The organism is Anaerococcus rubeinfantis (assembly GCF_001487145.1).
GTDB classification, from domain to species: domain Bacteria; phylum Bacillota; class Clostridia; order Tissierellales; family Peptoniphilaceae; genus Anaerococcus; species Anaerococcus rubeinfantis.
Genome location: NZ_LN913016.1, coordinates 1374415 through 1395615 on the forward strand (window position 1 = coordinate 1374415; position 21201 = coordinate 1395615).

The window sequence follows — 21201 nt, forward strand, 5'->3', positions numbered from 1 at the left end:
TTTTTAATAAAAAATATTTTTGTTAAAAAAAAAAGAGCCAAGGCTCTTTTTAATAATTTATTTCTTTTTTCACCCTACAAGGATTTCCAAAAGCTATTGAGTTTTCTTTTATATCTTTTGTCACTACAGAGCCTGATCCTATTATTGTATTATCCCCTATTTTTACTCCTGGATTTATTACCACATTTGCCCCTATCCATACATTTTCTCCGATTTTTATCTTGTGAGCATATTCTAATCCTTGATTTCTTTTTTTATAATCTAGAGGGTGGCCTGCTGTTGTGATTGTGACGTTTGGTCCTATAAATACATTATCTCCAATTTCTACCTTGGCACAATCCAAAATTATTAAATTGTGATTTGCGTAAAAATTTTCTCCTAGATTTATATTAAAACCATAATCACAAAAAAATGGACTTTCTATCGTAAAATTTTCTTTTGTATTTATTTTTAATTTTTTTATTATTTCTTTTTGCTTTTTTCTATCCGATGGCCTTGTTTGGTTAAATTCGAAACATAAATCTTGGGCTTTTTGCCTTAATTTTAAAATCTCTTCATCATAATTTGCATTATAAAGCTCCCCACTTAGCATTTTTTCTAATTCGCTCATTTTTCTATCCCCAAAGATTTTTTTGCCAAAGCATCTGCCATATCATTATATTTGTCGTTTGAGTGGGCCTTTACTTTTATAAAATGAACATCAATTTTTTCCTTAGCTTTTTGGAAAAATTCGTAATATCTTTTTGTAAGTTCATTATTTCTTTTCCAATCTCCCCTTGCCCAAGATTCTATTCCTTGGTAGTCGAAGTGGATATAGATTGTTTTTTTGCCTTCAGAAATCGCCTTATTTATTGCTCCAACACTTGCCTTTACCTCGCCTGCAACATTTCTGTGAATATGAAATTCATCGTCAAAATCCTTGTAAATTTCCTCGATTTTTTCATCAGTAATGTAGACTATTCCAACTCCATATTTTTTGTCCTTTTTGGAATATGAGCCATCTATATAGGCTATTACTGAATCCTTATCAGCCTTTATCTCAATTTCTTTATCTTCCAAAAAATCTTCTGCATCTTCTTTTTTCTTAAAAGATTTGTAAACTGCTCCCTTGTAGCCTTTTACTTCTTTTAAACACAAATCCCAGGATGTATATATCCCAGGATTTCTGCCTTTTTTTACTGCGTAATATTTCATTTATTTTAATTTTCCTTTGCTGCCCAATATGAAACTGAACCAGGTCCAACATTAAAAATCCCATTTCCATCTTCATCGATTGTAACTTGATTTTTGTTGTTTCCTGACAAATCTATATAGGTTTTTCCAGCTTCTTCTTTACCAACAAACATTTGTTTTTCAGCCATATCCCCAATGGAAATCAAAACTGCAAGTGAAGATGTATCAGAATCTGTTCTTCTGACCCAACCTACAACTTGTGGATTGTCAAAATAATCATCTTGGTTTCCAAAAGAATATTTTTTTCTTACATCAAGCATCTTATCAATCATTTCTTTTAAAGGATCTTTTTTGATTTCTCCTTTTAGACCATAATAATCTCCTGCAAATATGCAAGGATAACCGTCTTTTCTAAATAAAATCAAGGAGTAGGCGATTTCTTTAAACCAATCCTCAACCCAAGAATCTAAAGATTGACCCGGTTGGGAATCGTGATTGTCGACAAAGGTTACTGCTTGGAGAGGATGATTTTTGACAATTGTATTGTTAAAAATATTTCTCATATCATAATTTCCATTTGACTTACTAGCTTCTTCAAAATGAAAATGAAGCGGTACATCAAATAAGTCTATTTTCCAATCAGTATCGTCCAAATATCCATCTATTTGACCCTCGTCATATTGCCAATATTCCCCGAAAAGATAAAAATCATCTTTCTTTTTTTCCATGATATGCTTTGATAAATCATAGATAAATTCATCAGAAATGTGTTTTAATGCATCATATCTAAAACCATCAACCCCAGTTTCTTCCATAAACCAATCAACCCATTTGAAAATTTCTTCTCTAACTTCTGGGTGGGAATGGTCAATATCGGCATTCATTAGGTAATCAAAATTTCCTTTTTCATCGCTTACACCTTCATCCCAATATTTTCCATCGCCAAGGACCCTAAAAATTGCCTTTGTATCGGTATTTGCATCATAATCAACACCTGTAAAATGGTAATAATGCCAAATGAAATCAGAATATTTGCCAGCTCTTCCCGGAAAATCAAAACCTGTCCAAGCTTTTATTTTCATATCCTCTGATACGTCCTTTTCTCTGTTGTTTTGATCAACCATTCTCGCCATAAATTCTTCTTCAAAATCGGCATTCCCTTTATGATTTAAAACAACATCAGCATAAACTTTTATCTCATTTTTATGAAGTTCATCAATTGCCTCAAGAAGTTCCTTTTTTGTTCCGTATTTGGTCCTGACTGTGCCTTTTTGGTCAAATTCTCCCAAATCCCACAAGTCATAAATTCCATATCCAACATCTTGGTCTCCGCCACCCTTACACATTGGTGGAAGCCAAAGACCATCGATTCCTGCATCCTTTATTTTCTTCGCATTTTGCCTTAAAAATTTATAATAGCCTCCGTCAGCGGGAGTATCCCACTCGAAGGCTTGCATCATAACATCGCTCATTTATTTTTCACCTTTTACAATTTCAATTGATGCTGAACAACCAAGTCTACTTGCTCCAGCTTCAATCATTTCCATCGCCTCATCATAAGTATGGATTCCTCCACTAGCCTTAACTCCCATTTCTTGTCCAACAGTTTTTCTCATAAGAGCCACATCTTCTTTTGTAGCCCCACCCGTAGAAAATCCAGTAGAAGTTTTTACAAAATCCGCACCAGCTTCTTTAGAAAGTTCACATACCTTGATTTTTTCCTCATCATCAAGAAGGCAAGTTTCAATAATAACCTTTAAAATTTTATCCCCACAAGCCTTTTTCACTTCTTTTATGTCTTCAAGAACATAATCATAGTCTTTATCTTTAACTCTTCCAACATTAATTACCATATCAATTTCATCAGCACCGTTTTTAATAGCATCCTCTGCTTCAAAAACTTTAGCCTTTGTAGTCATTGCTCCCAAAGGAAAACCAATGACAGAAGTAATTCTAATATCCTTATCCATATTTCTAATAAAAGAAACATAGGAAGAATTCACACAAATAGATTTAAAATTATATTCCTTTGTTTCCTCAACAATTTTTTTAACTTGGTCTTTTGTCGCATCTGCTTTTAGCAAAGTGTGGTCAATGTATTGGTTAATTTTCATTTATTTCTCCTTTATAATCAATTAGGGCAAGACTTATATCATCATCTTGTTCGCCCCAGGTAAATTTTTCCAAATCTTCTAATATATAATCAAGGCTATTTTTATTTTTTAATTTTTCCACCAATCTTTCAACAGAATACTCATTTTTACTAATATCCTTACTTTCAGTAACCCCATCAGTATAAAACAAAATCCTGTCTTTTGGGTGAAGATTAATAGTTACTTCTTGGTAGATATTTTGTTCAATAATATTTGAAATCATCCTACCAGAAACAACAAGTTTATTTACTCTATTTTTATTTTCAACTAGGTGAAGAGGTGGGCAGTTGTGACCTGCATTAGAATAGGTAAGCTTATCATTTTTACTATCAAAAATTCCAATCCATACAGTAAAATATTGGGATGAATTCATATCAAGTTTTACAAAATCTTTTCTAAGTTTTTTTAAAAGCTGACCTGGGGAATAGTCACTATGTCTTTCAAAAATTCCACTTATAGATAATTTCACAAACATGGTCATAATAGAGGCTTTTACCCCATGTCCCATCACATCGGCAATATAAAAAGCATACTTATTTTCATCAACTTTTATAATATCAAACAAATCACCAGACAAATCATTAGAAGGAAGATACCTTCCCTCAAGCTTAATATCCCCATAAGTCTTATTTTTTGGCAAAATATTAGCTTGGATTTTTCTAACAAACCTAATATCTTCAAGCATCTTCCTATTAGCATTAAAAAGATCAACCTTCATCTTAGATTCACTAGTAATATCCCTATAAACTTCAATAATCCCCACAAATTCATCGTCCTTATAAAGTGGAGAAGATTTGATAGAATAATATTTTCCATTAATAAGTTTCTCTTCTTCAATTGTTGTATTTTTAAAAATATCAGATTTTTCACTAAGTTTTTCTGTGTCAATATTTTGCTCAATGAGTGACCTATCAAGGTTTATATCACGTCTCATTTTTTCATTAATAAAAACAAGTCTACCGTACTTATCAAGAATCCTAACCCAGTCATCCATTGAGTTTAAGACATAGAAATTATCATCCCTAAATTTTTCTATATTCGCCTTACCCATAAGAACCTCTTTAAAACATTTATTCTCTTTTTATGGTAACATTTATGAGATATATTTTCAATAATTAACTAAACTAATAAAATTTAAATATAAAAATCATTTCCTTTGTCAGATAGTAAATAAAGTAAATATTATAAATTTAAAATAATTTAAAGTTAAAGAGAAACTTCTAGGCATCTCACATATAGGTTGATTTATTAATTAATATATAAAACCAAATTCAGATTTATAAACTTTGATTTATCTTATAAATGAAAACTAGTACAAAAGTAGAAAAATTTTATAAACCAAATAAATTTTCATAAAAACTAGAAAATTTACAAATAAACCCAGAACGTCTACAAAGCCTTAACCATTAAAATCCAAGCTCCAAAGATTTATATTCTTGATTGAAACTTGAATGTTCATATTTGATTATTGATTGTTTATTTTTGATTACTGATTGTTTATTTTTTATTTTTGATTACTGATTATTAATGATTTATAATTTAAAAAATTTACTAAGCTTGAATTCTAAAAAAACATTGATAATGAATCTAAGTATCACATGAATACTAAAATGAAAATTCTATATAAATTTGGAAGTAAATTTGCAAGCTATTAAAAATTTTATTCTAAAACACACGAAAATAATTTTAAAATAGAAAAAAAATTTAAAATCTACCTATATTCTTTGTTTTGAAAATTAAAAATTTCCACAAAAAAAAGCACCTTATTTTCATAAGATGCTATAGAGTAAGTTTTATACAAGTTCTAATATTGCTCTTTCAGAACCATCACCTTTTCTTGGTCCAAGTTTCAATACTCTAGTATATCCACCGTTTCTATCTTCATATTTTGGTGCAATTTCACCAAATAATTTTTGAACTGTAGATGGTTTGTAAATATATTGAGCTGCTTGTCTTCTTGTGTGAAGTGTATTTTTCTTTCCTAATGTGATCATACGATCAGCCATTTTTTGAGTTTCTTTTGCTCTTGTTAGGGTAGTAGTAATTCTACCATTGTCTAACAAAGAAGTAACTTGATTTCTTAATAAGGCATTTCTATGATCTGTTCTTCTACCAAGCTTTCTTTTATTAGCCATCATATCCTCCTATTCTTCTCTTAAACTTAATCCTAAACTATGGATTTTATCGATAACTTCTTCAAGAGATTTTTTACCGAAGTTTTTGATATCCTTAAGTTCAGATTCACTTTTTTCTATTATCTCACCAACAGTATTATATCCTGCTCTTTTTAGACAATTGAATGATCTTAATGAAAGATCTAATTCCTCAATAGTTTTTGATAGTTCAACTTGATTATCATCTTCTTCTACTATTTCTTCAACTTCTTCTTCCTCATCTTCTGGTGGGAATTGTTGACCTGGAAGATCTTTGAAAAATCTAATGTCTTCCATTAAAATTGAAGCACCTTCAGATAAGGCTTCTTGAGGAGTTATTGTTCCATCAGTCCATACTTCAAGAATTAATTTATCATAATCAGTAGACTCACCTACTCTAGTATTTTCAACTGTAAAGTTTACACTTTTCACTGGAGTAAATGATGAATCTATAGCTATTGCTCCTATTGGGTCTGTATCCTTTTTATTTTGCTCAGCCACTCTATATCCTTTACCATCAGTAACATCAAGAGCTACAAACAATCTTCCTTTATCATTAACTGTTGCAAGATAATGATCAGGATTTGCCACATCAATTTGGGCATCTGTTTTTATATCTTTAGCTGTAACAATTTTAGGTCCTTCTATATCTAAAAATAGTGTTAGATCTTCTTTAGTATGTTTTTTAATATCAATACCTTTGATATTTAATATTAATTCAGGTACATCTTCAACAACTCCAGGAATTGTAGAAAATTCATGTAGTACCCCGTCTATAAGAATCTTTGAGACGCTAGAACCAGGTAAGGATGATAAAAGCATCCTTCTCATACTGTTTCCTATGGTTGTACCATAGCCTCTTTCGAGTGGATATAAGACAAATTTACCGTAGTTAGTTTCTTCGTCTATATCTAAAATTTCAATCTTTGTATCTAATTTTTCTATCATTGTATCTCCTTAGTTCTAACAATTTAACTAATTCTATTTAGAATAGAACTCAACAATCATACGTTCTTCTACAGGTATATCTATATCTTCTCTTGATGGGAAGTTTGTAACTTTTACCTTTAAGTTTTCTAAATCTGAATCTAACCATGAAACTATACCAAATGATTGGTTTGTTTCTTTGATAGCTTTAAACAATTGGCTTGATCTAGATTTTTCTTTTACTTCAATTACATCACCTTCATTTACAAGAATTGATGGGATATCAACGCTTTTTCCATTTAATAATAAATGTCCGTGTGTAACGATTTGTCTTGCTTCTCTTCTTGTTCTTGCAAGTCCTGATCTAAATGCTATATTGTCAAGTCTTCTTTCGCAAAGGATTATTAAGTTTTCACCTGTTTGTCCTTGCATTTTTGAAGCTTTTTCATAATAGCCTCTAAATTGTTTTTCACTTACTCCGTAGATGAATTTAGCTTTTTGTTTTTCCCTTTGTTGCATACCATATTCACTAAGTTTTCTTCTTTGATTAGAGTTTGATCTTTTTGATTCTCCTGAGTAACCTAAATATGCTGGGCTAATTCCTAAGCTTCTACATCTTTTAAATATTGGATCTCTGCTTACTGCCATAGTTTCTCCTTATTAAACTCTTCTTCTCTTAGGTGGTCTACAACCATTGTGAGGAATTGGTGTTACATCTTTTATCATTGTTACTTCAAGTCCTGCTGCTTGTAAGCTTCTGATTGCAGATTCTCTTCCTGAACCAGGTCCTTTAACAAATACTTCTACACTTTTTAAACCATATTCCATAGCTTTTTTAGCTGCTTCTAAAGCTGCTTCTTGTGCTGCAAAAGGAGTAGATTTTCTTGATCCTCTAAAACCTAATTGTCCAGCACTTGCCCATGATAAGGCATTTCCTTGTGCGTCTGTCAAAGTTACCATTGTATTATTGAATGTTGAATTGATATGAGCTTGTCCTCTTTCGACATTCTTTTTAACTCTTCTTCTACCTCTTTTAGCAGAAGATTTTTTAGTCTTTGCTGCCATATCTCCTCCTAATGTCTTCCTTTTCTAGTTCTAGCGTTATTCTTTGTATTTTGACCTCTTACAGGTAAACCTCTTTTGTGTCTAATTCCTCTGTAGCAATTAATTTCTCTAAGGTTTCTAATATTCATAGATACTTCACGTCTTAAATCACCTTCGATTGTATAGTCGTCTAATATCTCACGAATTTTTCCTAATTCGCCTTCTGTAAGGTCTTTCATTTTTGTATCAGGATTAATTCCTGCTTTTTCCAAAATTTCTTGTGCTGAAGATTTTCCTATACCATAAATATAAGTCAATCCAATTTCTGCTCTTTTTTCTCTAGGTAAGTCTATACCAGCTATTCTTGGCATCTAATACCTCCTTAACCTTGTCTTTGTTTATGTTTTGGATTTTCGCAAATTACCATAACTTTACCGTTTCTTTTGATAATTTTGCATTTATCACACATTTTTTTTACTGATGCTCTAACTTTCATTATCGTTCTCTCTTTCTTTATCTAAACTTTAAGATTTAAAATAACAAGAAAAAATCGTAGATTTTTTATTGTTATTTGCGTCTCCAAGTAATTCTGCCTTGAGTAAGATCGTATGGAGATAGTTCTACTGTTACTGTATCTCCTGGTAATATTCTAATGTAGTTCATTCTTAGTTTTCCTGAAATATGTGCTTGTATTTCATGGCCATTTTCTAGTTCTACTTTAAATATTGCATTTGGTAGAGCTTCTCTAACTACTCCTGTTACTTCTATAGCATCTTTTTTTGACATCGATAAAATCTCTCCTTTTCTTTTTATTTTGATCTATTAATGTCTGATTGATTCATTTTTTTACAACAAGACATAATCTAGATATCTTTAATGAAAGACTCTATCTTTATCTCGTTTTCGATTTTGTAATTCATTGAAAAATTTAGCATATTTGTTAATATTTTTATCTTATTTTTCTAAACTTTTTTTAATTTGATCAAAAACTTCATCAGGAGTTTTTGCACCGTCAATAGTAACTAATATACCTTTTTTGTCGTAGTAATCAATCAAAACTGATGTATGATTGTTGTAAACATCAAGTCTTTCTTTTACTGCTTCTTCTGTGTCATCTTCTCTTTGGATTAATTTTTCTCCAGTTTCATCATCAATTCCTTCAACTTTTGGAGGGTTATATTTGATGTGATAAACTTTTCCAGTTGACACATTTACTCTTCTTCCAGATATTCTTTCAATAATTACATCTTCAGGTACATTGATATTTATTACCTTATCAATCTTCTTATCTCTTTTTTGCATTCCTTCATCAAGTGCTTCGGCTTGAGTAATATTTCTTGGAAAACCGTCAAGTAGTACGCTTTTTCCATCTTCTACTTTGTCTAAGGCATCCCAAACTAAATCTATTGTTAATTCATCTGGAACTAATTGACCTTTATTGATGTATTCTTTTGCCTTAGCTCCTAAAGGTGTATTGTTTTTTATATTTGTTCTAAATATATCACCTGTTGATATTTGAACTGCATCCAATTCTTTGATTAATTTTTCTGCTTGTGTTCCTTTTCCTGCTCCCGGAGGGCCTAACAATATGATATTCATAATATTACCTATTTAAAAATCCTTTATAGTTTTTCATAGTAAGCATTGCTTCTATTTGTTTCACTGTTTCAAGTATTACACCAACAACAATTATTACTGAACTTCCACCAAATGATAAGTTTAGTCCTAAAAATCTTGATGATAGAGCTGGTACTATTGTAAGTAAAGCTAACGAAATAGCACCAATAAATGTTATTTTGTTTCCAACTTTTGCTAGGTAATCGCTAGTTGGTTTTCCTGGTCTTATTCCTGGAATAAAACCACCGTTTTGTTGAAGTTGTTTTGCATACTCAACTGTATTAAATTGTATCATGTTGTAGAAGTAAGCAAATACTAATATTAATATTGCTTGAACTACAAGATAGATTATAAATCCATAGCTTGATTTGCTGAAGAATTGGTTTAATCCTCCATTAGCTTTTCCCATAAATAATGAGATTGTTGATGGTATTGCTAATACTGCTGATGCAAAGATTATTGGCATTACTCCACTCATATTTACTTTTACTGGTATATGAGTTGATTGTCCGCCATACATTTTTCTTCCAACTACTCTTTTTGCATATTGAACTGGAATTTTTCTCTCGCCTTCTGTAATTCTTACTGTAAATACTACTATAAAAATCACTACGATTGCCATTACTAGGATTGAAATCCATGAAATTGTGTTGTAATGAAGTCCAGTTTTCCATGTTTTTAGCGTCTTTGGTACGTTTGCTATGATACCCATGAAGATTATAATTGATACACCATTTCCAATTCCTTTTTCTGTTATGGTTTCTCCCATCCATGTAACAAGCATTGTTCCACCGATTAGAACTACATTCATAACTATTTTTTGGAATGATGTTGCAGATGATAATGCTGCTCCATATAATCCGTTTGTTATTGCTATAGCTTGAAAAATTGCAAGAAATATTGTCATATATCTTGTATATTTTTGTATAGCTTTTCTTCCTGCTTCGCCTTCTTTTGTTAGCTCTTCAAGTCTTGGTATTACAACTGTTAATAATTGCATTACAATTGATGCTGTAATGTATGGTTGTACTCCAAGTGCAAATATGGATAGGGTTGAAAGTCCACCACCTGTTAACATATTTAAATAATCAACAAGGGTTCCCTCCATTCCTTTATATGCCTCAGCTAACTTTTGAGCGTCTATAAATGGAATTGGGATGTTATTTCCTAATCTATAGATTAATAACATCACTAGAGTGAAGTAGAATTTTTTTCTTATTTCTTCTTCACCCCAAGCTCTTTTTAATGTATCAAACATTAGATCACCTCAGCCTTTCCCCCTTGGGCTGTGATTTTTTCTTCTGCAGATTTTGTAAATTTGTGAGCTTTTACTGTTAATTTCTTTGTGATTTCGCCGTCACCTAGAATTTTAATTCCAGCTTTTGCTTTATTTTTATTTAAAATTTTATTTTCGAATAGTAGTTCAGGTGTAACTTCTGTTCCGTCTTCAAAAATATCTAAATCGCAAACATTAATTGTTTCGTATTCTTTTCTATTGATATTTTTAAATCCTCTTTTTGGAAGACGTCTAAATAGTGGCATTTGTCCACCTTCAAATCCTGGTCTAACTCCGCCACCGCTTCTTGAGTTTTGTCCGTCTTGACCACGACCTGCTCTAGTTCCGTTTCCACTTCCTGGACCTCTACCTTTTCTATTTTTTGTTTTTAGCTTTTGGTTAGGTTTTAAATCGTGAAGTTTCATTTTACACCTCCTAGCTTAATTCTTTAACTTCCAACATAAATGGAATTTTGTTTATCATTCCTCTTAATGCAGAATTGTCTTCTCTAACTACTGTTTGACCAATCTTTTTAAGACCTAGTGCTTTTGCTGTAGCTATTTGATCGTCTTTTCTGCCTATGAAGGATTTTTTTAATTTAATTTCAACTTTTGCCATAGAATACTCCTTAATAATCGAATTCTTCTATTGATTTACCACGTAATCTTGCAACTTCTTCTACAGTTTTCATAGAAGCGAAAGCTTTTAAGCAAGCATTAATGATATTTTTTGGATTTGATGAACCTAAGTTTTTAGCTCTGATATCCTTGTATCCTGCAAGTTCACAGATAGCACGAACTGGTCCACCAGCTATGATTCCTGTACCTTCTTTAGCTGGCATTAATAGTACAGATCCTGCACCTTTGTTTGCCAATATTCTGTGTGGAACTGTAGTATTTACTATAGGAACTTTAACCATATGTTTTTTTCCATCTTCTGTAGCTTTTCTTATAGCTTCAGGAACTTCTGTAGCTTTTCCTGTTCCTACTCCTACATGTCCATTTTGATCTCCTACTACCACTAAGGCAGCAAATCTCATGTTACGTCCACCTTTTACAGTTTTAGCAACTCTATTTATACTAACTACTCTATCTTCGAGGTTTAGTTTGTCTACATCTTGTTTTAATAAATACATCTAAATCCTCCCTCGTTAAAACTTAAGACCATTTTCTCTTGCTGCTTCAGCTAGGGCTTTTACTTTTCCGTGATAAAGATATCCGTTTCTATCAAAAACAACCTCTTCGATTCCTTTATCAAGTGCAACTTTTGCTATCATTTCGCCAACTTTTGTGGCAGCTTCTATATTTGCACAATTTTCTAAACCTTCGTTTACTTCTTTTTGTAATGTGTTTGCACTTGCAAGTGTTACTTGTGCATCATCATCAATTAATTGTGCGTATATATTAGTATTTGATTTGTAGACGCTAAGTCTTGGTTTTTGAGCAGTTCCACTGACTTTATTTCTAACTCTGTACTTACGAGTTTTTAATCTTTGCTCTTTAGTTTTTTTAGCCATTATTGCCCCCTACTTACCTGTCTTACCAACTTTTCTTCTAATATGTTCGCCTTCATAACGGATTCCTTTACCCTTATATGGTTCAGGTTTTCTCCAGTTTCTGATATTTGCTGCATATTGTCCGACAAGTTGCTTATTTATTCCTTTTACAACGATAGTTCTATCGTTAGGAACTTCAACTTCAATACCTTCAGGATCGTCCATTTTAACTTGGTGAGAAAATCCTAGATTCATTACTAGTGTTTTTCCTTGTTTTTGGGCTCTGTATCCTGTTCCTTCTATTTGTAGAGTTTTTTGATAACCTTCTGTTACTCCTAAAACCATATTTGCAATTAATGATCTGTAAAGACCATGTTCTTGATTTTCAATTTTTGTAGGATTTTCAGAAGTTATTACTAACAACTCGTTTTCTTCTTGTTCAAGTTTCAAGTTTTTTGATACTAATTGAGAATCTTCACCTTTTGGTCCTTTTACTGTAACCAAATTGTCTTTAACATCAATAGTTACTCCAGAAGGGATTTCAATTGGTTTTTTACCTATTCTTGACATTTATTCCTCCTTACCATACATAACACATAACTTCGCCGCCGACATTTGCCTCTCTTGCAGCTTTATCTGTTAATAGTCCTTTTGATGTTGAGATTATTGCAATTCCAAGTCCATCTAAAACTTTTGGTACTTCGTTTGCTTTTACATAAACTCTTAATCCTGGTTTAGAAATTCTTCTAAGTCCTGTAATAACTTTTTCGCCTTCTTCTGCGTATTTTAAGTCTATTGTAAGAATACCTTGCTTATTGTCCTCTTCTACATCAAATCCTTTGATGTAACCTTCGTCTAATAGAATTTGAGCAATAGCACGTTTCTCATTAGAAGATGGTAAGCTTACAGATGTATGATTAGCTTTGTTACCATTTCTTATTCTTGTTAGCATATCCGCAATTGGATCTGTCATCATAATTATTTTCCTCCTAACTTACCAGCTTGCTTTTCTTACTCCAGGAATTTCACCTTTGTTTGCGAGCTCTCTAAAGCATACACGGCAAATACCGTATTTTCTTAATACAGAATGTGGTCTTCCACAAATCTTGCATCTTGAATATGCTCTTGTACTATATTTTGGCTTTCTTTTTTGTTTCGCAATCATTGACTTTTTTGCCATTTTTTGCTCCTTTATTTTCTGTAAGGCATTCCCATTAATGTTAAGAATGCTTTAGCTTCTTCATCAGTTTCTGCTGTTGTTACAAAAGTAATATCCATACCATGTAAGAAATCAACATCGTCATAGTTAATTTCTGGGAAGATTAATTGTTCTTTAATTCCTAATGAATAATTTCCTCTTCCATCGAATGAATTTGGATTAATTCCTCTAAAGTCTCTAACTCTTGGTAGAGAAATTGAGATTAATTTATCCATGAAATCATACATTTTTTCTCCTCTAAGAGTTACCTTTGTACCTATTGGTTGGCCTTCTCTTAGTTTAAAGTTTGATACAGATTTTTTTGCTTTTATTTCAATTGGTTGTTGACCTGTAATAAGTGCAAGTTCATTTTTTGCCTTGTTTAAAATGTTTTTGTTATCTTTTGCTTCACCAAGTCCGATGTTTATAACAATTTTTTCAAGTTTTGGCACTTGCATTAAGTTTTTATAACCGAATTGATCCACAAGACCTTTAACAACTTCTGATTTGTATTTTTCTTTTAATCTACTTGTCATAATTACTCCTTTTGGATCTAATCGAATTTTTCGTCAGTTTTTTTGCAAACTCTAACTTTTTTTCCATCGATTATTTCAGTTGATGTTCTTACACCTTTTTTTAAGCTTTCTGAGTATAGTAGAACTTTTGATGCTGAGATTTTTCCTTCTCTTTCAAATCTTCCACTTTCTTCACCCATTTGTCTTGCTTTTTGGTGTTTAGTTTGAATGTTTGCACCTTCAACTATTACTCTATTTTCTTTAGGAAATGCTTTAATAACTTCTCCTACATGTCCTTTGTATTCACCTGATATTACTTGGACTTTGTCGCCTTTTTTAATATGCATTTAATCCTCCTATAATACTTCCGGTGCAAGTGAGATAATTCTCATGAATCCTTCATGACGAAGTTCTCTTGTTACTGGCCCGAATATACGAGTTCCTACAGGTGATTTGTCGTCTTTTACTATTACAGCTGCGTTGTCATCAAATTTGATATATGATCCATCGCTTCTTTTAACTCCTCTTGAAGTTCTTACTATAACTGCTTTTACAACTTCACCTTTTTTTACCGCTCCACCGGGTGTTGCACTTTTAACTGAACATGTAACTATATCCCCAATGTTTGCGTATCTTCTTCCGGCTCCTCCAAGAACTTTGATAACTGAAAGTTCTCTTGCTCCGGAGTTATCTGCTACTCTCATACGAGATTCTTGTTGTATCATAATAATCTCCTTTACCTAATTAAGCACGAACAGCAGTTTCGTTAATTTTAACTAGTCTCCATGTTTTTGTCTTTGCTAATGGTCTAGTTTCCATTATTGTTACTGTATCGCCAACTCTAGCTTCATTGTTCTCATCGTGAGCTTTATATTTCTTACTAACTTTTAATCTTTTTTTGTATACAGGGTGTTGGATTTTTGTTTCAACTTTTACAGTGATTGTTTTATCCATTTTATCTGATACAACTACTCCTTGAACGGATCTTCTACTATTTCTTTCCATCAAGTTAAGCCTCCTTGTTTATATTGAGCTTTCTCTCTGTTTGGATTGTTTTTACTCTAGCTATATCTTTTTTAACATTTCCAATAGCAGCTGGGTTTTCTAGTTGACCTGTAGCCAATTGGAAACGAAGATTAAATAATTCAGATTGTAAATCGAAAAGTTTTTTATTTAATTCGCTTTCACTTAATTTTCTGATTTCTACTGCTTTCATTAAGCTTCCTCCACTTCTTTGACTTCAAGCCTTTTTACGAATTTTGTTTTGATTGGAAGTTTTTGTGCTGCAAGTCTCATAGCTTCTCTTGCTACTTCTTCGCTAACTCCACTCATCTCAAACAACATTCTACCTGGTTTTACTACTGCTACCCAATATTCTGGAGCACCTTTACCAGATCCCATTCTTACTTCTGCTGGCTTCTTTGATACTGGTTTATCTGGAAATACTTTAATCCAAATATTTCCGCCTCTTTTTATATATCTTGTCATAGCACGTCTTGCAGCCTCTATTTGGTTTGCTGTAAGCCATGTGCTATCAAGTGCTTGTAATCCGTATTCACCATAAGCAAGGGTATTGCCTTTTTGGGCTTTACCTTTCATTCTTCCTCTATGTTGTCTACGATATTTTACTCTTTTAGGCATTAACATAATCTTGTTTCCTCCTTGAGATAATAATATTATCTATCGTTATTTCTTCTATTTGGACGTCTTCTTTTATTTCTTCTGTTTTGCTTTGGTTGTTTGATATCAGGAATTCTTTTTGCTTTTTCTCCTGGAAGAACTTCTCCTCTGTTTATCCAAACTTTACATCCAATTTTACCGTATTGGGTATCTGCTTCTGCAAAACCATAATCAACATCTGCTCTTAGTGTTTGAAGTGGCACTTTTCCTTCGTTGTATCCTTCACTTCTTGCCATATCAGCTCCACCAAGTCTACCAGATACTTGTGTTTTAATTCCTACAGCTCCAGCTCTCATTGTTCTTTGAACTGCTTGTTTCATAGCACGTCTAAATGTGATACGATTCTCAAGTTGTGCTGCAATATTTTCAGCTACTAATTGGGCGTCAACGTCTTGGTTTTTAATTTCTTCAACGTTTATTATTACTCTTTTGCCAGGAGCGATTTTTTCAACTTTTTTCTTTAATTCTTCTACTCCTGCTCCACCCTTACCGATTACCATTCCTGGTTTTCCGGTGTAAACTGAAACTTTTATGTTATTTACTGCTCTTTCGATTTCTATATCAGAAATTCCTGCATCGTAAACTTCTTTTTTAACTAATTCTCTTATTTTGTGATCTTCTACTAAAAGTTCAGAAAAGTCTTTTTTATTTGCATACCATTTAGAGTCCCATTCTTTAATTACGCCAACTCTAAAACCTTTAGGATTTACTTTTTGACCCATTATTATGCCTCCTCTACTTCTTCTTGTGTAAGAACTACGCCTATGTGAGATGATCTCTTAAGGATTGGATAAGCTGCACCCTTTGCCTTAGGTCTCCATCTTTTCATAGTTGGAGCGTCGTTTGCGAAGGCTTTTTTAACAATAAGATTTTCTCTAGATAATCCGTTATTGTTTTCTGCATTTGCTATTGCACTTTTTAGTACATCTGAAAGTAGTCTAGCACCTTTTTTATTTGTAAATCTTAAAATATTAAGTGCTTCATCTACTTGTTTACCTCTAATTTCTCTACATATATAATTAACTTTAAGAGGAGATATTCTTACATATTTAGCTGTTGCTTTTACTTCCATTTATACTCTCCTAACTTAATTTTGATTTCATTTCAGTTGCTTTTTTAGCATGACCTTTGAAAGTTCTTGTTGGAACGAACTCTCCAAGTTTGTGTCCAACCATATCTTCTGTTATATATATTGGTACATGTTTTCTGCCATCGTGAACTGCTATAGTATGTTCTACAAATTCAGGAAATATTGTAGAACGTCTTGACCAAGTTTTAACTACCTTTTTGTCATTTTTTTCATTTAATGCTTCAATTTTTTTCATTAAATGTTCATCGACAAAAGGTCCTTTTTTTAGTGATCTAGCCATTAAATCCCCCTATTTTTCGTTTCTTCTTCTTACTATATATTTAGAAGATTTATTTTTCTTTTTTCTTGTTTTAAGACCAAGTGCTGGTTTACCCCATGGTGTTGATGGTGCTGGTCTTCCTACTGGAGTTCTTCCTTCACCACCACCGTGTGGATGGTCTACTGGGTTCATTGCTGATCCTCTTACGTGTGGTCTTTGACCCATGTATCTTGTTTTTCCAGCTTTACCAACTCTTACTAATTCGTGTTCAATGTTTCCAACCATTCCGATTGTAGCTTTACAATCATTGTGGATTAGTCTTGTTTCACCACTTGGTAATTTTACTGTTGCAAATCTTCCTTCTTTAGCCATAAGTTGAGCAGATACTCCTGCACTTCTTACAAGGATTGCTCCTCTTCCTGCTTTAAGTTCGATATTGTGAATTTGTGTACCTACTGGAATATCTTTTAATTCAAGTGCATTACCTGGTTTGATATCAGCTTCTTTTCCACTTTCAACTATATCTCCAACTTTTAAATTTCTTGGAGCAAGTATATATCTTTTTTCTCCATCAGCATAAGCTAAAAGAGCAATGTTTGCTGATCTGTTTGGATCATATTCAATAGCTTTTACTCTAGCTGGTATATTATCTTTGTTTCTTTTGAAATCAATGATTCTATATTTTCTTTTAGCTCCACCACCTCTATGGCGAACTGTTATTCTACCAGTATTGTTTCTTCCACCTGATTTTCTTAAATCAGTTGTTAGAGATTTTTCTGGTGCTTTTTTTGTAATTTCACTGTATGTCATAACAGACATATTTCTGTGTCCGTTTGATGTTGGTTTTAATTTTCTTATAGGCATTTAAATCCTCCCTACATTCCGTCGAAGTATTCAATTGCTTCAGAATCTTCAGTTAATGTAACATAAGCTTTTTTCCAATCAGCCTTTTTACCATAACCGTATCTAGTTCTAACTTTTTTACCAGTAAAGTTTAAAGTTCTTACTTTTTTAACCTTTACTCCTTCAAAGATAGTTTCGATCGCTTGTTTGATTTCTGCTTTGTTTGCATTTTTGTCTACTTCAAAAGTGTATTTATTATCTTCAATTAATTCCATACTTTTTTCAGTAATTATTGGTCTTTTTACTATATCGTAAGGTGATTTCATTATATAAATACCTCCTCAAGTTTATTTATTGCATCTTTTGTGATAACAAGTTTGTCATGTCTTAAAAGATCATATACATTGATTAAGTTTGCTTTTTCTACATTGCATCCTTCAATGTTTCTAAATGATCTATAAACTTTGTCATCATTTTCAGCAATAACAACATATGCTTTATTGTTTGCATTTATGTTTGTTAAAATTTCATTTGCTTCTTTTGTTTTGTATGAGTCAAGTTTTAATTCATCAAGTACGATTAATTCATTGTCATTTACTTTTGAAGTTAAAACTGAGTAAAGAGCTTTTCTTCTCATTTTCTTAGGAATTTTGTAGCTATAGTCTCTTGGCTTTGGTGCAAATACAATTCCACCACCTGTATAGTGAGGTGCTCTTATAGATCCTTGTCTAGCTCTACCTGTTCCTTTTTGTCTAAATGGCTTTCTTCCACCACCTCTTACTTCTGCACGAGTCTTAGCGGATTGTGTGCCTTGTCTTTTATTAGCTAGTTGGTTTTTAACTGCATCATAAACAGCTGTTTCAGCAATTTCTGCTGCAAAAAGAGTTTCATTTAACTCGATTTCACCAACATTTTCTCCTTTAATATTTAAAACTTCTACTTTAGGCATTTATTCCTCCTTATTATAGGCTCTTTGTTGCTTGTTTAACTTTTACAAGTCCACCTTTTGGTCCTGGAACTGCGCCTTTAACTAGGATGTAGCTGTCTTCTGTATTAACTTTAACAACTTTTAGGTTTTGAACTGTTACACGTTCATTTCCCATTTTTCCAGAGCCTTTTCTACCTTTGAACACTCTAGCTGGATCAGAACCTGCTGCTCTTGCACCTGCTACTCTGTGTGATTTAGAACCGTGGCTTGCTGGTCCTCTTCCGTAGTTCCATCTTTTGATAGCACCTTGTGTTCCTTTTCCTTTTGAAATAGCAGTAATATCTACTAATTCGCCTTCTTCAAATTGGTCAACACTAAGTGTATCTCCAGGGTTTAATTCAGATTTTTCAGAAAGTCTAACTTCTTTTAAAAATCTTTTGTAAGAAGCCCCAGCCTTATCAAAGTGTCCTTTGATAGGTTTTTTAACATTTTTTTCTTTTTTGTCATGATATCCAATTTGGATTGAATTGTAACCATCAACTTCTTCTGATTTAACTTGAACTATTACATTCTCATCAGCCTTAAGTACAGTTACAGGTGTAACAACACCATCTTCATCAATGACTTGAGTCATGCCTACTTTTGTTGTAAATATACTCTTCATTTGAGTACCTCCTTAATTACAGCGGATTGATCCAAAATTATTTGGAAAACCTTCAATCATTCTAATTACAGTTTTATTTCTATGTCAACACCAGCTGGTAAATTCAATTTCTTTAGAGAATCTAAAGTTTTTGCATTTGGTCCAATGATGTCGATTAATCTTTTGTGTGTTCTTTGTTCAAACTGTTCTCTTGAGTCTTTGTATTTGTGAACCGCACGAAGTATTGTAATAACTTCTTTTTCAGTTGGTAATGGAATTGGTCCACTTACTTTTGCTCCTGATCTTTTTACCGCTTCAACGATTTTCTCTGCAGAGCTATCAATTATTTCATGATCATATGCTCTTAGTCTAATTCTTATCTTTTGATTAGCCATTTTTCCTCCTTTTGATGTGCCACTCTACCGGGCGTTTAATTATATTTGGAAAGCACTAGAGATTATTCTCTAGCTTGCTTGGTGGAAATTACCTTCCACATCTGGCTTAAGTGTGAAAGCAACCTCCCACTTCATAGCACTTAAATATGATACAACAAATCATAAGAAAAATCAAGTAAATTTAACAGTTTTTAAAAATTTTAGAAAATTTCTTTTCGATTTTTGTATCAATCTGTTCTATTATATATATTTTTTTAAAAGCTTTCAAGTTTTTTTAAAAATTTTTTTTACTATATATAAGGAAAGTTTTCTATAGTAAATCTTCTAAACCTTCTTTATTTAGAATATAAATTTCTCTTCCTTTAATTTTAATTATTTTTTCATCAGCCATGTTTGATAATTCTCTGGACAAGGATGGTCTTGTTGTTGATAGGAAATCTGCAAGTTCTTCTCTTGTTTGATCCAAATTTACTTTTCCATTTTCTTCTTCTATTAATAGGAAATTTGAAATTTTTTGTCTTAAAGTAAATTGGGTACTTATTTGATTTTTTTGGCTTAATATTAAGCATTTTTTGCTTATTAAGTTTATATAATTTATTAGAAATGATTTTGGCATTGATTCGTTTATTAATTTTCTAAAATCTTTTATTACTATTAATTTTGATTTTTTTTGAACGTAGGCTGAAAAGTCGTAGGCTTCTTCTAGGTAGGCGTAGACTTCTCCAAATATTGCTTTTTGATTGAATGTTTGAATTATTGATCTTTTGCCGTTTGGGTCAAATTTTGCAACTAATATTGAGCCTTCTTCTAGAAAATATAGGTCTTTTTTTATATCACCTTGGTTAAAAATATAAGATCCTTTTTCATATGTTACCTCTTCTATTTTTATATTTTCTTTTAAAATTTCTAAATCTTTTTCTGATAAATTTTTAAATAAGGGTATTTGTCTTAAATTCATTTTTTCACCTCTATTTAAATTATATATTATTTTGATTTTTTTTAAATTAAAAAGTGATGAGGATTTTAAGGTGACCCCATAAAGTTGGACCTAATACCAGAGTTAGAACTAAACTAGCTCTGGTATTTCTTTGTCCTTTCCTACCCCTAGGGGTAGAAGATTTTTATGCTGCATTTTTCTTTCTATATTCTACTGGTGATAGGTATCCTAATTTTTCTTTTATTCTTTCTTCATTGTAATATTTTATGAAATCTTCTATTGTTTGTTTTAAGTGCTCGTATGAATAGAATTTGTGTCCGTAATATATTTCTTGTTTTAATATTCCAAAGAAGTTTTCCATTGGTGAGTTGTCTAGGCAGTTTCCTTTTCTGGACATGGATTGGGTGATGCCGTTTGTTTCTAACCTTGATGTGTATTGTTTCACTTGATATGCCCAGCCTTGATCTGAGTGGAATATTCTTTTTTCTTTTGTTTTGCTAGTTACCTTTATTGCCTTGTCTAAAGCCTTTAGGATTGGTTCTATCGTTGGTTGTTTTGATATTTCATAGCTTAGTATTTCACTGTTGTACATATCTAGGTATGGGTTTAGATAAAGTTTCTTTATTTGATAGTTGCCTTTTTTATCTTTTTCTAAATACTTAAATTCTGTTGTGTCTGTTGTTATTTGAATGTATGGTTTTTCTACTTTAAAGTTTCTTTTTATTTTATTGTCTGATATCTTTCCTATCTGTCCTTTGTAGGATGAGTATTTTCTAGATTTTCTTGAATAACTTTTTACTTGTAGTTTTAGCTTTTGAACTAATCTTTGTACTTTCTTTTTGTTTATTATTAGTCCTGATCTTTTTAACTGCAGT

The 21201-nt window shown here is 32.0% G+C and carries 37 protein-coding genes; all 37 read right to left on the reverse strand.

Annotated features, from left to right (window positions below; all coding sequences use genetic code 11):
* Positions 1-49 precede the first annotated feature (49 nt).
* Positions 50-610: a sugar O-acetyltransferase gene (locus BN3265_RS07510; protein ID WP_058990974.1), complete on the reverse strand. Its 561-nt coding sequence runs from the start codon at positions 608-610 to the stop codon at positions 50-52.
* The gene (locus BN3265_RS07515; protein ID WP_058990975.1) at positions 607-1194 is read right to left on the reverse strand and encodes a ribonuclease H1 domain-containing protein; all 588 of its coding nucleotides are present in this window, start codon (positions 1192-1194) and stop codon (positions 607-609) included. The genes BN3265_RS07510 and BN3265_RS07515 overlap by 4 nt, the downstream gene beginning before the upstream one ends.
* Before the next feature lie 5 nt (positions 1195-1199).
* The gene (locus BN3265_RS07520) at positions 1200-2645 is read right to left on the reverse strand and encodes an alpha-amylase (RefSeq protein WP_058990976.1); all 1446 of its coding nucleotides are present in this window, start codon (positions 2643-2645) and stop codon (positions 1200-1202) included.
* On the reverse strand, positions 2646-3287 hold the full coding sequence (gene deoC / locus BN3265_RS07525) for a deoxyribose-phosphate aldolase (RefSeq protein ID WP_058990977.1): 642 nt from the start codon (positions 3285-3287) through the stop codon (positions 2646-2648).
* On the reverse strand, positions 3277-4377 hold the full coding sequence (locus tag BN3265_RS07530; RefSeq protein WP_058990978.1) for a PP2C family protein-serine/threonine phosphatase: 1101 nt from the start codon (positions 4375-4377) through the stop codon (positions 3277-3279). The genes deoC and BN3265_RS07530 overlap by 11 nt, the downstream gene beginning before the upstream one ends.
* A 742-nt stretch (positions 4378-5119) precedes the next feature.
* Positions 5120-5461, reverse strand: a complete 342-nt coding sequence (gene rplQ, locus BN3265_RS07535; RefSeq protein WP_004815511.1) for a 50S ribosomal protein L17 — start codon at positions 5459-5461, stop codon at positions 5120-5122.
* A gap of 9 nt (positions 5462-5470) precedes the next feature.
* On the reverse strand, positions 5471-6427 hold the full coding sequence (locus tag BN3265_RS07540) for a DNA-directed RNA polymerase subunit alpha (RefSeq protein WP_058990979.1): 957 nt from the start codon (positions 6425-6427) through the stop codon (positions 5471-5473).
* A 33-nt stretch (positions 6428-6460) separates the two neighbouring features.
* Positions 6461-7054, reverse strand: coding sequence for a 30S ribosomal protein S4 (gene rpsD, locus BN3265_RS07545; protein ID WP_058990980.1), 594 nt, complete (start codon positions 7052-7054; stop codon positions 6461-6463).
* Between the two features lie 12 nt (positions 7055-7066).
* Positions 7067-7471 (reverse strand): 30S ribosomal protein S11, encoded by a 405-nt coding sequence (gene rpsK / locus BN3265_RS07550; protein ID WP_004838124.1) that lies wholly within the window; start codon positions 7469-7471, stop codon positions 7067-7069.
* An 8-nt stretch (positions 7472-7479) separates the two neighbouring features.
* Entirely contained in the window at positions 7480-7821 is a 342-nt protein-coding gene (rpsM, locus tag BN3265_RS07555) for a 30S ribosomal protein S13 (protein ID WP_004838123.1), read from the reverse strand.
* Positions 7822-7832: 11 nt separating this feature from the next.
* On the reverse strand, positions 7833-7946 hold the full coding sequence (rpmJ, locus tag BN3265_RS07560; protein WP_004818043.1) for a 50S ribosomal protein L36: 114 nt from the start codon (positions 7944-7946) through the stop codon (positions 7833-7835).
* Positions 7947-8017: 71 nt separating this feature from the next.
* Positions 8018-8236 carry a translation initiation factor IF-1 gene (infA, locus tag BN3265_RS07565; RefSeq protein WP_019116565.1) on the reverse strand — a complete coding sequence of 73 codons (219 nt, stop codon included), beginning with the start codon at positions 8234-8236 and terminating at the stop codon, positions 8018-8020.
* A gap of 168 nt (positions 8237-8404) precedes the next feature.
* The gene (locus tag BN3265_RS07570) at positions 8405-9049 is read right to left on the reverse strand and encodes an adenylate kinase (protein WP_058990981.1); all 645 of its coding nucleotides are present in this window, start codon (positions 9047-9049) and stop codon (positions 8405-8407) included.
* Between the two features lie 4 nt (positions 9050-9053).
* Entirely contained in the window at positions 9054-10325 is a 1272-nt protein-coding gene (secY, locus tag BN3265_RS07575; RefSeq protein WP_058990982.1) for a preprotein translocase subunit SecY, read from the reverse strand.
* A complete protein-coding gene (rplO, locus tag BN3265_RS07580; protein ID WP_049690552.1) occupies positions 10325-10768 on the reverse strand; it encodes a 50S ribosomal protein L15 in 444 nt (147 codons plus the stop codon). The genes secY and rplO overlap by 1 nt, the downstream gene beginning before the upstream one ends.
* Positions 10769-10778: 10 nt before the next feature.
* Positions 10779-10961 carry a 50S ribosomal protein L30 gene (gene rpmD / locus BN3265_RS07585; protein ID WP_004817749.1) on the reverse strand — a complete coding sequence of 61 codons (183 nt, stop codon included), beginning with the start codon at positions 10959-10961 and terminating at the stop codon, positions 10779-10781.
* A gap of 10 nt (positions 10962-10971) precedes the next feature.
* Positions 10972-11478 carry a 30S ribosomal protein S5 gene (rpsE, locus tag BN3265_RS07590; protein ID WP_058990983.1) on the reverse strand — a complete coding sequence of 169 codons (507 nt, stop codon included), beginning with the start codon at positions 11476-11478 and terminating at the stop codon, positions 10972-10974.
* A gap of 15 nt (positions 11479-11493) precedes the next feature.
* A complete protein-coding gene (rplR, locus tag BN3265_RS07595) occupies positions 11494-11859 on the reverse strand; it encodes a 50S ribosomal protein L18 (RefSeq protein WP_004838116.1) in 366 nt (121 codons plus the stop codon).
* A 9-nt stretch (positions 11860-11868) separates the two neighbouring features.
* Positions 11869-12408, reverse strand: coding sequence for a 50S ribosomal protein L6 (gene rplF, locus BN3265_RS07600; protein WP_058990984.1), 540 nt, complete (start codon positions 12406-12408; stop codon positions 11869-11871).
* 10 nt (positions 12409-12418) lie between these two features.
* On the reverse strand, positions 12419-12814 hold the full coding sequence (gene rpsH / locus BN3265_RS07605) for a 30S ribosomal protein S8 (protein ID WP_058990985.1): 396 nt from the start codon (positions 12812-12814) through the stop codon (positions 12419-12421).
* 18 nt (positions 12815-12832) lie between these two features.
* Entirely contained in the window at positions 12833-13018 is a 186-nt protein-coding gene (locus BN3265_RS07610) for a type Z 30S ribosomal protein S14 (RefSeq protein ID WP_004838113.1), read from the reverse strand.
* Positions 13019-13029: 11 nt separating this feature from the next.
* Positions 13030-13572 (reverse strand): 50S ribosomal protein L5, encoded by a 543-nt coding sequence (gene rplE / locus BN3265_RS07615; RefSeq protein WP_058990986.1) that lies wholly within the window; start codon positions 13570-13572, stop codon positions 13030-13032.
* Between the two features lie 17 nt (positions 13573-13589).
* Positions 13590-13898 carry a 50S ribosomal protein L24 gene (gene rplX / locus BN3265_RS07620; RefSeq protein ID WP_004815475.1) on the reverse strand — a complete coding sequence of 103 codons (309 nt, stop codon included), beginning with the start codon at positions 13896-13898 and terminating at the stop codon, positions 13590-13592.
* Between the two features lie 9 nt (positions 13899-13907).
* The gene (rplN, locus tag BN3265_RS07625) at positions 13908-14276 is read right to left on the reverse strand and encodes a 50S ribosomal protein L14 (RefSeq protein ID WP_004815474.1); all 369 of its coding nucleotides are present in this window, start codon (positions 14274-14276) and stop codon (positions 13908-13910) included.
* Between the two features lie 19 nt (positions 14277-14295).
* Positions 14296-14556, reverse strand: coding sequence for a 30S ribosomal protein S17 (gene rpsQ / locus BN3265_RS07630; RefSeq protein ID WP_058990987.1), 261 nt, complete (start codon positions 14554-14556; stop codon positions 14296-14298).
* Between the two features lie 4 nt (positions 14557-14560).
* Entirely contained in the window at positions 14561-14767 is a 207-nt protein-coding gene (gene rpmC / locus BN3265_RS07635; RefSeq protein ID WP_019116578.1) for a 50S ribosomal protein L29, read from the reverse strand.
* The gene (gene rplP, locus BN3265_RS07640; RefSeq protein WP_058990988.1) at positions 14767-15198 is read right to left on the reverse strand and encodes a 50S ribosomal protein L16; all 432 of its coding nucleotides are present in this window, start codon (positions 15196-15198) and stop codon (positions 14767-14769) included. Before rplP ends, rpmC begins: the two co-directional genes overlap by 1 nt.
* Before the next feature lie 29 nt (positions 15199-15227).
* Positions 15228-15953 carry a 30S ribosomal protein S3 gene (gene rpsC, locus BN3265_RS07645; protein ID WP_058990989.1) on the reverse strand — a complete coding sequence of 242 codons (726 nt, stop codon included), beginning with the start codon at positions 15951-15953 and terminating at the stop codon, positions 15228-15230.
* Between the two features lie 2 nt (positions 15954-15955).
* Positions 15956-16303, reverse strand: coding sequence for a 50S ribosomal protein L22 (rplV, locus tag BN3265_RS07650; RefSeq protein ID WP_004838108.1), 348 nt, complete (start codon positions 16301-16303; stop codon positions 15956-15958).
* A gap of 10 nt (positions 16304-16313) precedes the next feature.
* Positions 16314-16601, reverse strand: coding sequence for a 30S ribosomal protein S19 (gene rpsS / locus BN3265_RS07655; RefSeq protein WP_004838107.1), 288 nt, complete (start codon positions 16599-16601; stop codon positions 16314-16316).
* A 9-nt stretch (positions 16602-16610) separates the two neighbouring features.
* Entirely contained in the window at positions 16611-17444 is an 834-nt protein-coding gene (gene rplB / locus BN3265_RS07660; RefSeq protein ID WP_058990990.1) for a 50S ribosomal protein L2, read from the reverse strand.
* An 11-nt stretch (positions 17445-17455) separates the two neighbouring features.
* Positions 17456-17749: a 50S ribosomal protein L23 gene (rplW, locus tag BN3265_RS07665; RefSeq protein WP_058990991.1), complete on the reverse strand. Its 294-nt coding sequence runs from the start codon at positions 17747-17749 to the stop codon at positions 17456-17458.
* Positions 17749-18372, reverse strand: coding sequence for a 50S ribosomal protein L4 (gene rplD / locus BN3265_RS07670; RefSeq protein WP_058990992.1), 624 nt, complete (start codon positions 18370-18372; stop codon positions 17749-17751). Before rplD ends, rplW begins: the two co-directional genes overlap by 1 nt.
* 13 nt (positions 18373-18385) lie before the next feature.
* Positions 18386-19015 carry a 50S ribosomal protein L3 gene (gene rplC, locus BN3265_RS07675; protein WP_058990993.1) on the reverse strand — a complete coding sequence of 210 codons (630 nt, stop codon included), beginning with the start codon at positions 19013-19015 and terminating at the stop codon, positions 18386-18388.
* Between the two features lie 65 nt (positions 19016-19080).
* Positions 19081-19389, reverse strand: coding sequence for a 30S ribosomal protein S10 (rpsJ, locus tag BN3265_RS07680; protein ID WP_004815458.1), 309 nt, complete (start codon positions 19387-19389; stop codon positions 19081-19083).
* Between the two features lie 310 nt (positions 19390-19699).
* Positions 19700-20347: a Crp/Fnr family transcriptional regulator gene (locus BN3265_RS07685; RefSeq protein WP_058990994.1), complete on the reverse strand. Its 648-nt coding sequence runs from the start codon at positions 20345-20347 to the stop codon at positions 19700-19702.
* Positions 20348-20510: 163 nt separating this feature from the next.
* Positions 20511-21201, reverse strand: a 691-nt coding sequence (locus tag BN3265_RS07690) for an IS3 family transposase (protein WP_148363011.1), incomplete at its 5' end; no start/stop codon positions are given.

Excerpts from the sequence above, each read along its gene's own strand:
- BN3265_RS07685 (WP_058990994.1), bottom strand. The coding sequence starts at position 20,347 with ATGAATTTAAGACAAATACCCTTATTTAAAAATTTATCAGAAAAAGAT.
- rpmC (WP_019116578.1), bottom strand. The coding sequence starts at position 14,767 with ATGAAAGCAGTAGAAATCAGAAAATTAAGTGAAAGCGAATTAAATAAA.
- rpsD (WP_058990980.1), bottom strand. The coding sequence starts at position 7,054 with ATGGCAGTAAGCAGAGATCCAATATTTAAAAGATGTAGAAGCTTAGGA.
- rpsK (WP_004838124.1), bottom strand. The coding sequence starts at position 7,471 with ATGGCAGCAAAGACTAAAAAATCTTCTGCTAAAAGAGGTAGAAGAAGA.
- infA (WP_019116565.1), bottom strand. The coding sequence starts at position 8,236 with ATGTCAAAAAAAGATGCTATAGAAGTAACAGGAGTAGTTAGAGAAGCT.
- secY (WP_058990982.1), bottom strand. The coding sequence starts at position 10,325 with ATGTTTGATACATTAAAAAGAGCTTGGGGTGAAGAAGAAATAAGAAAA.
- rpsM (WP_004838123.1), bottom strand. The coding sequence starts at position 7,821 with ATGCCAAGAATAGCTGGTATAGACTTACCTAGAGAAAAAAGAGCAGAA.
- rpsH (WP_058990985.1), bottom strand. The coding sequence starts at position 12,814 with ATGATGACAGATCCAATTGCGGATATGCTAACAAGAATAAGAAATGGT.
- BN3265_RS07570 (WP_058990981.1), bottom strand. The coding sequence starts at position 9,049 with ATGAATATCATATTGTTAGGCCCTCCGGGAGCAGGAAAAGGAACACAA.
- rplC (WP_058990993.1), bottom strand. The coding sequence starts at position 19,015 with ATGAAGAGTATATTTACAACAAAAGTAGGCATGACTCAAGTCATTGAT.
- rplV (WP_004838108.1), bottom strand. The coding sequence starts at position 16,303 with ATGGAAGTAAAAGCAACAGCTAAATATGTAAGAATATCTCCTCTTAAA.
- rplW (WP_058990991.1), bottom strand. The coding sequence starts at position 17,749 with ATGAAATCACCTTACGATATAGTAAAAAGACCAATAATTACTGAAAAA.
- deoC (WP_058990977.1), bottom strand. The coding sequence starts at position 3,287 with ATGAAAATTAACCAATACATTGACCACACTTTGCTAAAAGCAGATGCG.
- rplB (WP_058990990.1), bottom strand. The coding sequence starts at position 17,444 with ATGCCTATAAGAAAATTAAAACCAACATCAAACGGACACAGAAATATG.
- rplP (WP_058990988.1), bottom strand. The coding sequence starts at position 15,198 with ATGTTAATGCCTAAAAGAGTAAAATATCGTAGACAACATAGAGGAAGA.
- rpmD (WP_004817749.1), bottom strand. The coding sequence starts at position 10,961 with ATGGCAAAAGTTGAAATTAAATTAAAAAAATCCTTCATAGGCAGAAAA.
- rpsQ (WP_058990987.1), bottom strand. The coding sequence starts at position 14,556 with ATGGAAAGAAATAGTAGAAGATCCGTTCAAGGAGTAGTTGTATCAGAT.
- BN3265_RS07520 (WP_058990976.1), bottom strand. The coding sequence starts at position 2,645 with ATGAGCGATGTTATGATGCAAGCCTTCGAGTGGGATACTCCCGCTGAC.
- rpmJ (WP_004818043.1), bottom strand. The coding sequence starts at position 7,946 with ATGAAAGTTAGAGCATCAGTAAAAAAAATGTGTGATAAATGCAAAATT.
- rpsE (WP_058990983.1), bottom strand. The coding sequence starts at position 11,478 with ATGTATTTATTAAAACAAGATGTAGACAAACTAAACCTCGAAGATAGA.
- rplF (WP_058990984.1), bottom strand. The coding sequence starts at position 12,408 with ATGTCAAGAATAGGTAAAAAACCAATTGAAATCCCTTCTGGAGTAACT.
- rpsC (WP_058990989.1), bottom strand. The coding sequence starts at position 15,953 with ATGGGTCAAAAAGTAAATCCTAAAGGTTTTAGAGTTGGCGTAATTAAA.
- BN3265_RS07610 (WP_004838113.1), bottom strand. The coding sequence starts at position 13,018 with ATGGCAAAAAAGTCAATGATTGCGAAACAAAAAAGAAAGCCAAAATAT.
- rplN (WP_004815474.1), bottom strand. The coding sequence starts at position 14,276 with ATGATACAACAAGAATCTCGTATGAGAGTAGCAGATAACTCCGGAGCA.
- rplD (WP_058990992.1), bottom strand. The coding sequence starts at position 18,372 with ATGCCTAAAGTAGAAGTTTTAAATATTAAAGGAGAAAATGTTGGTGAA.
- BN3265_RS07530 (WP_058990978.1), bottom strand. The coding sequence starts at position 4,377 with ATGGGTAAGGCGAATATAGAAAAATTTAGGGATGATAATTTCTATGTC.
- rplO (WP_049690552.1), bottom strand. The coding sequence starts at position 10,768 with ATGAAACTTCACGATTTAAAACCTAACCAAAAGCTAAAAACAAAAAAT.
- rpsS (WP_004838107.1), bottom strand. The coding sequence starts at position 16,601 with ATGGCTAGATCACTAAAAAAAGGACCTTTTGTCGATGAACATTTAATG.
- rplE (WP_058990986.1), bottom strand. The coding sequence starts at position 13,572 with ATGACAAGTAGATTAAAAGAAAAATACAAATCAGAAGTTGTTAAAGGT.
- BN3265_RS07515 (WP_058990975.1), bottom strand. The coding sequence starts at position 1,194 with ATGAAATATTACGCAGTAAAAAAAGGCAGAAATCCTGGGATATATACA.
- rpsJ (WP_004815458.1), bottom strand. The coding sequence starts at position 19,389 with ATGGCTAATCAAAAGATAAGAATTAGACTAAGAGCATATGATCATGAA.
- rplR (WP_004838116.1), bottom strand. The coding sequence starts at position 11,859 with ATGGCTAAAAAAACTAAAGAGCAAAGATTAAAAACTCGTAAGTACAGA.
- BN3265_RS07510 (WP_058990974.1), bottom strand. The coding sequence starts at position 610 with ATGAGCGAATTAGAAAAAATGCTAAGTGGGGAGCTTTATAATGCAAAT.
- rplX (WP_004815475.1), bottom strand. The coding sequence starts at position 13,898 with ATGCATATTAAAAAAGGCGACAAAGTCCAAGTAATATCAGGTGAATAC.
- rplQ (WP_004815511.1), bottom strand. The coding sequence starts at position 5,461 with ATGGCTAATAAAAGAAAGCTTGGTAGAAGAACAGATCATAGAAATGCC.
- BN3265_RS07540 (WP_058990979.1), bottom strand. The coding sequence starts at position 6,427 with ATGATAGAAAAATTAGATACAAAGATTGAAATTTTAGATATAGACGAA.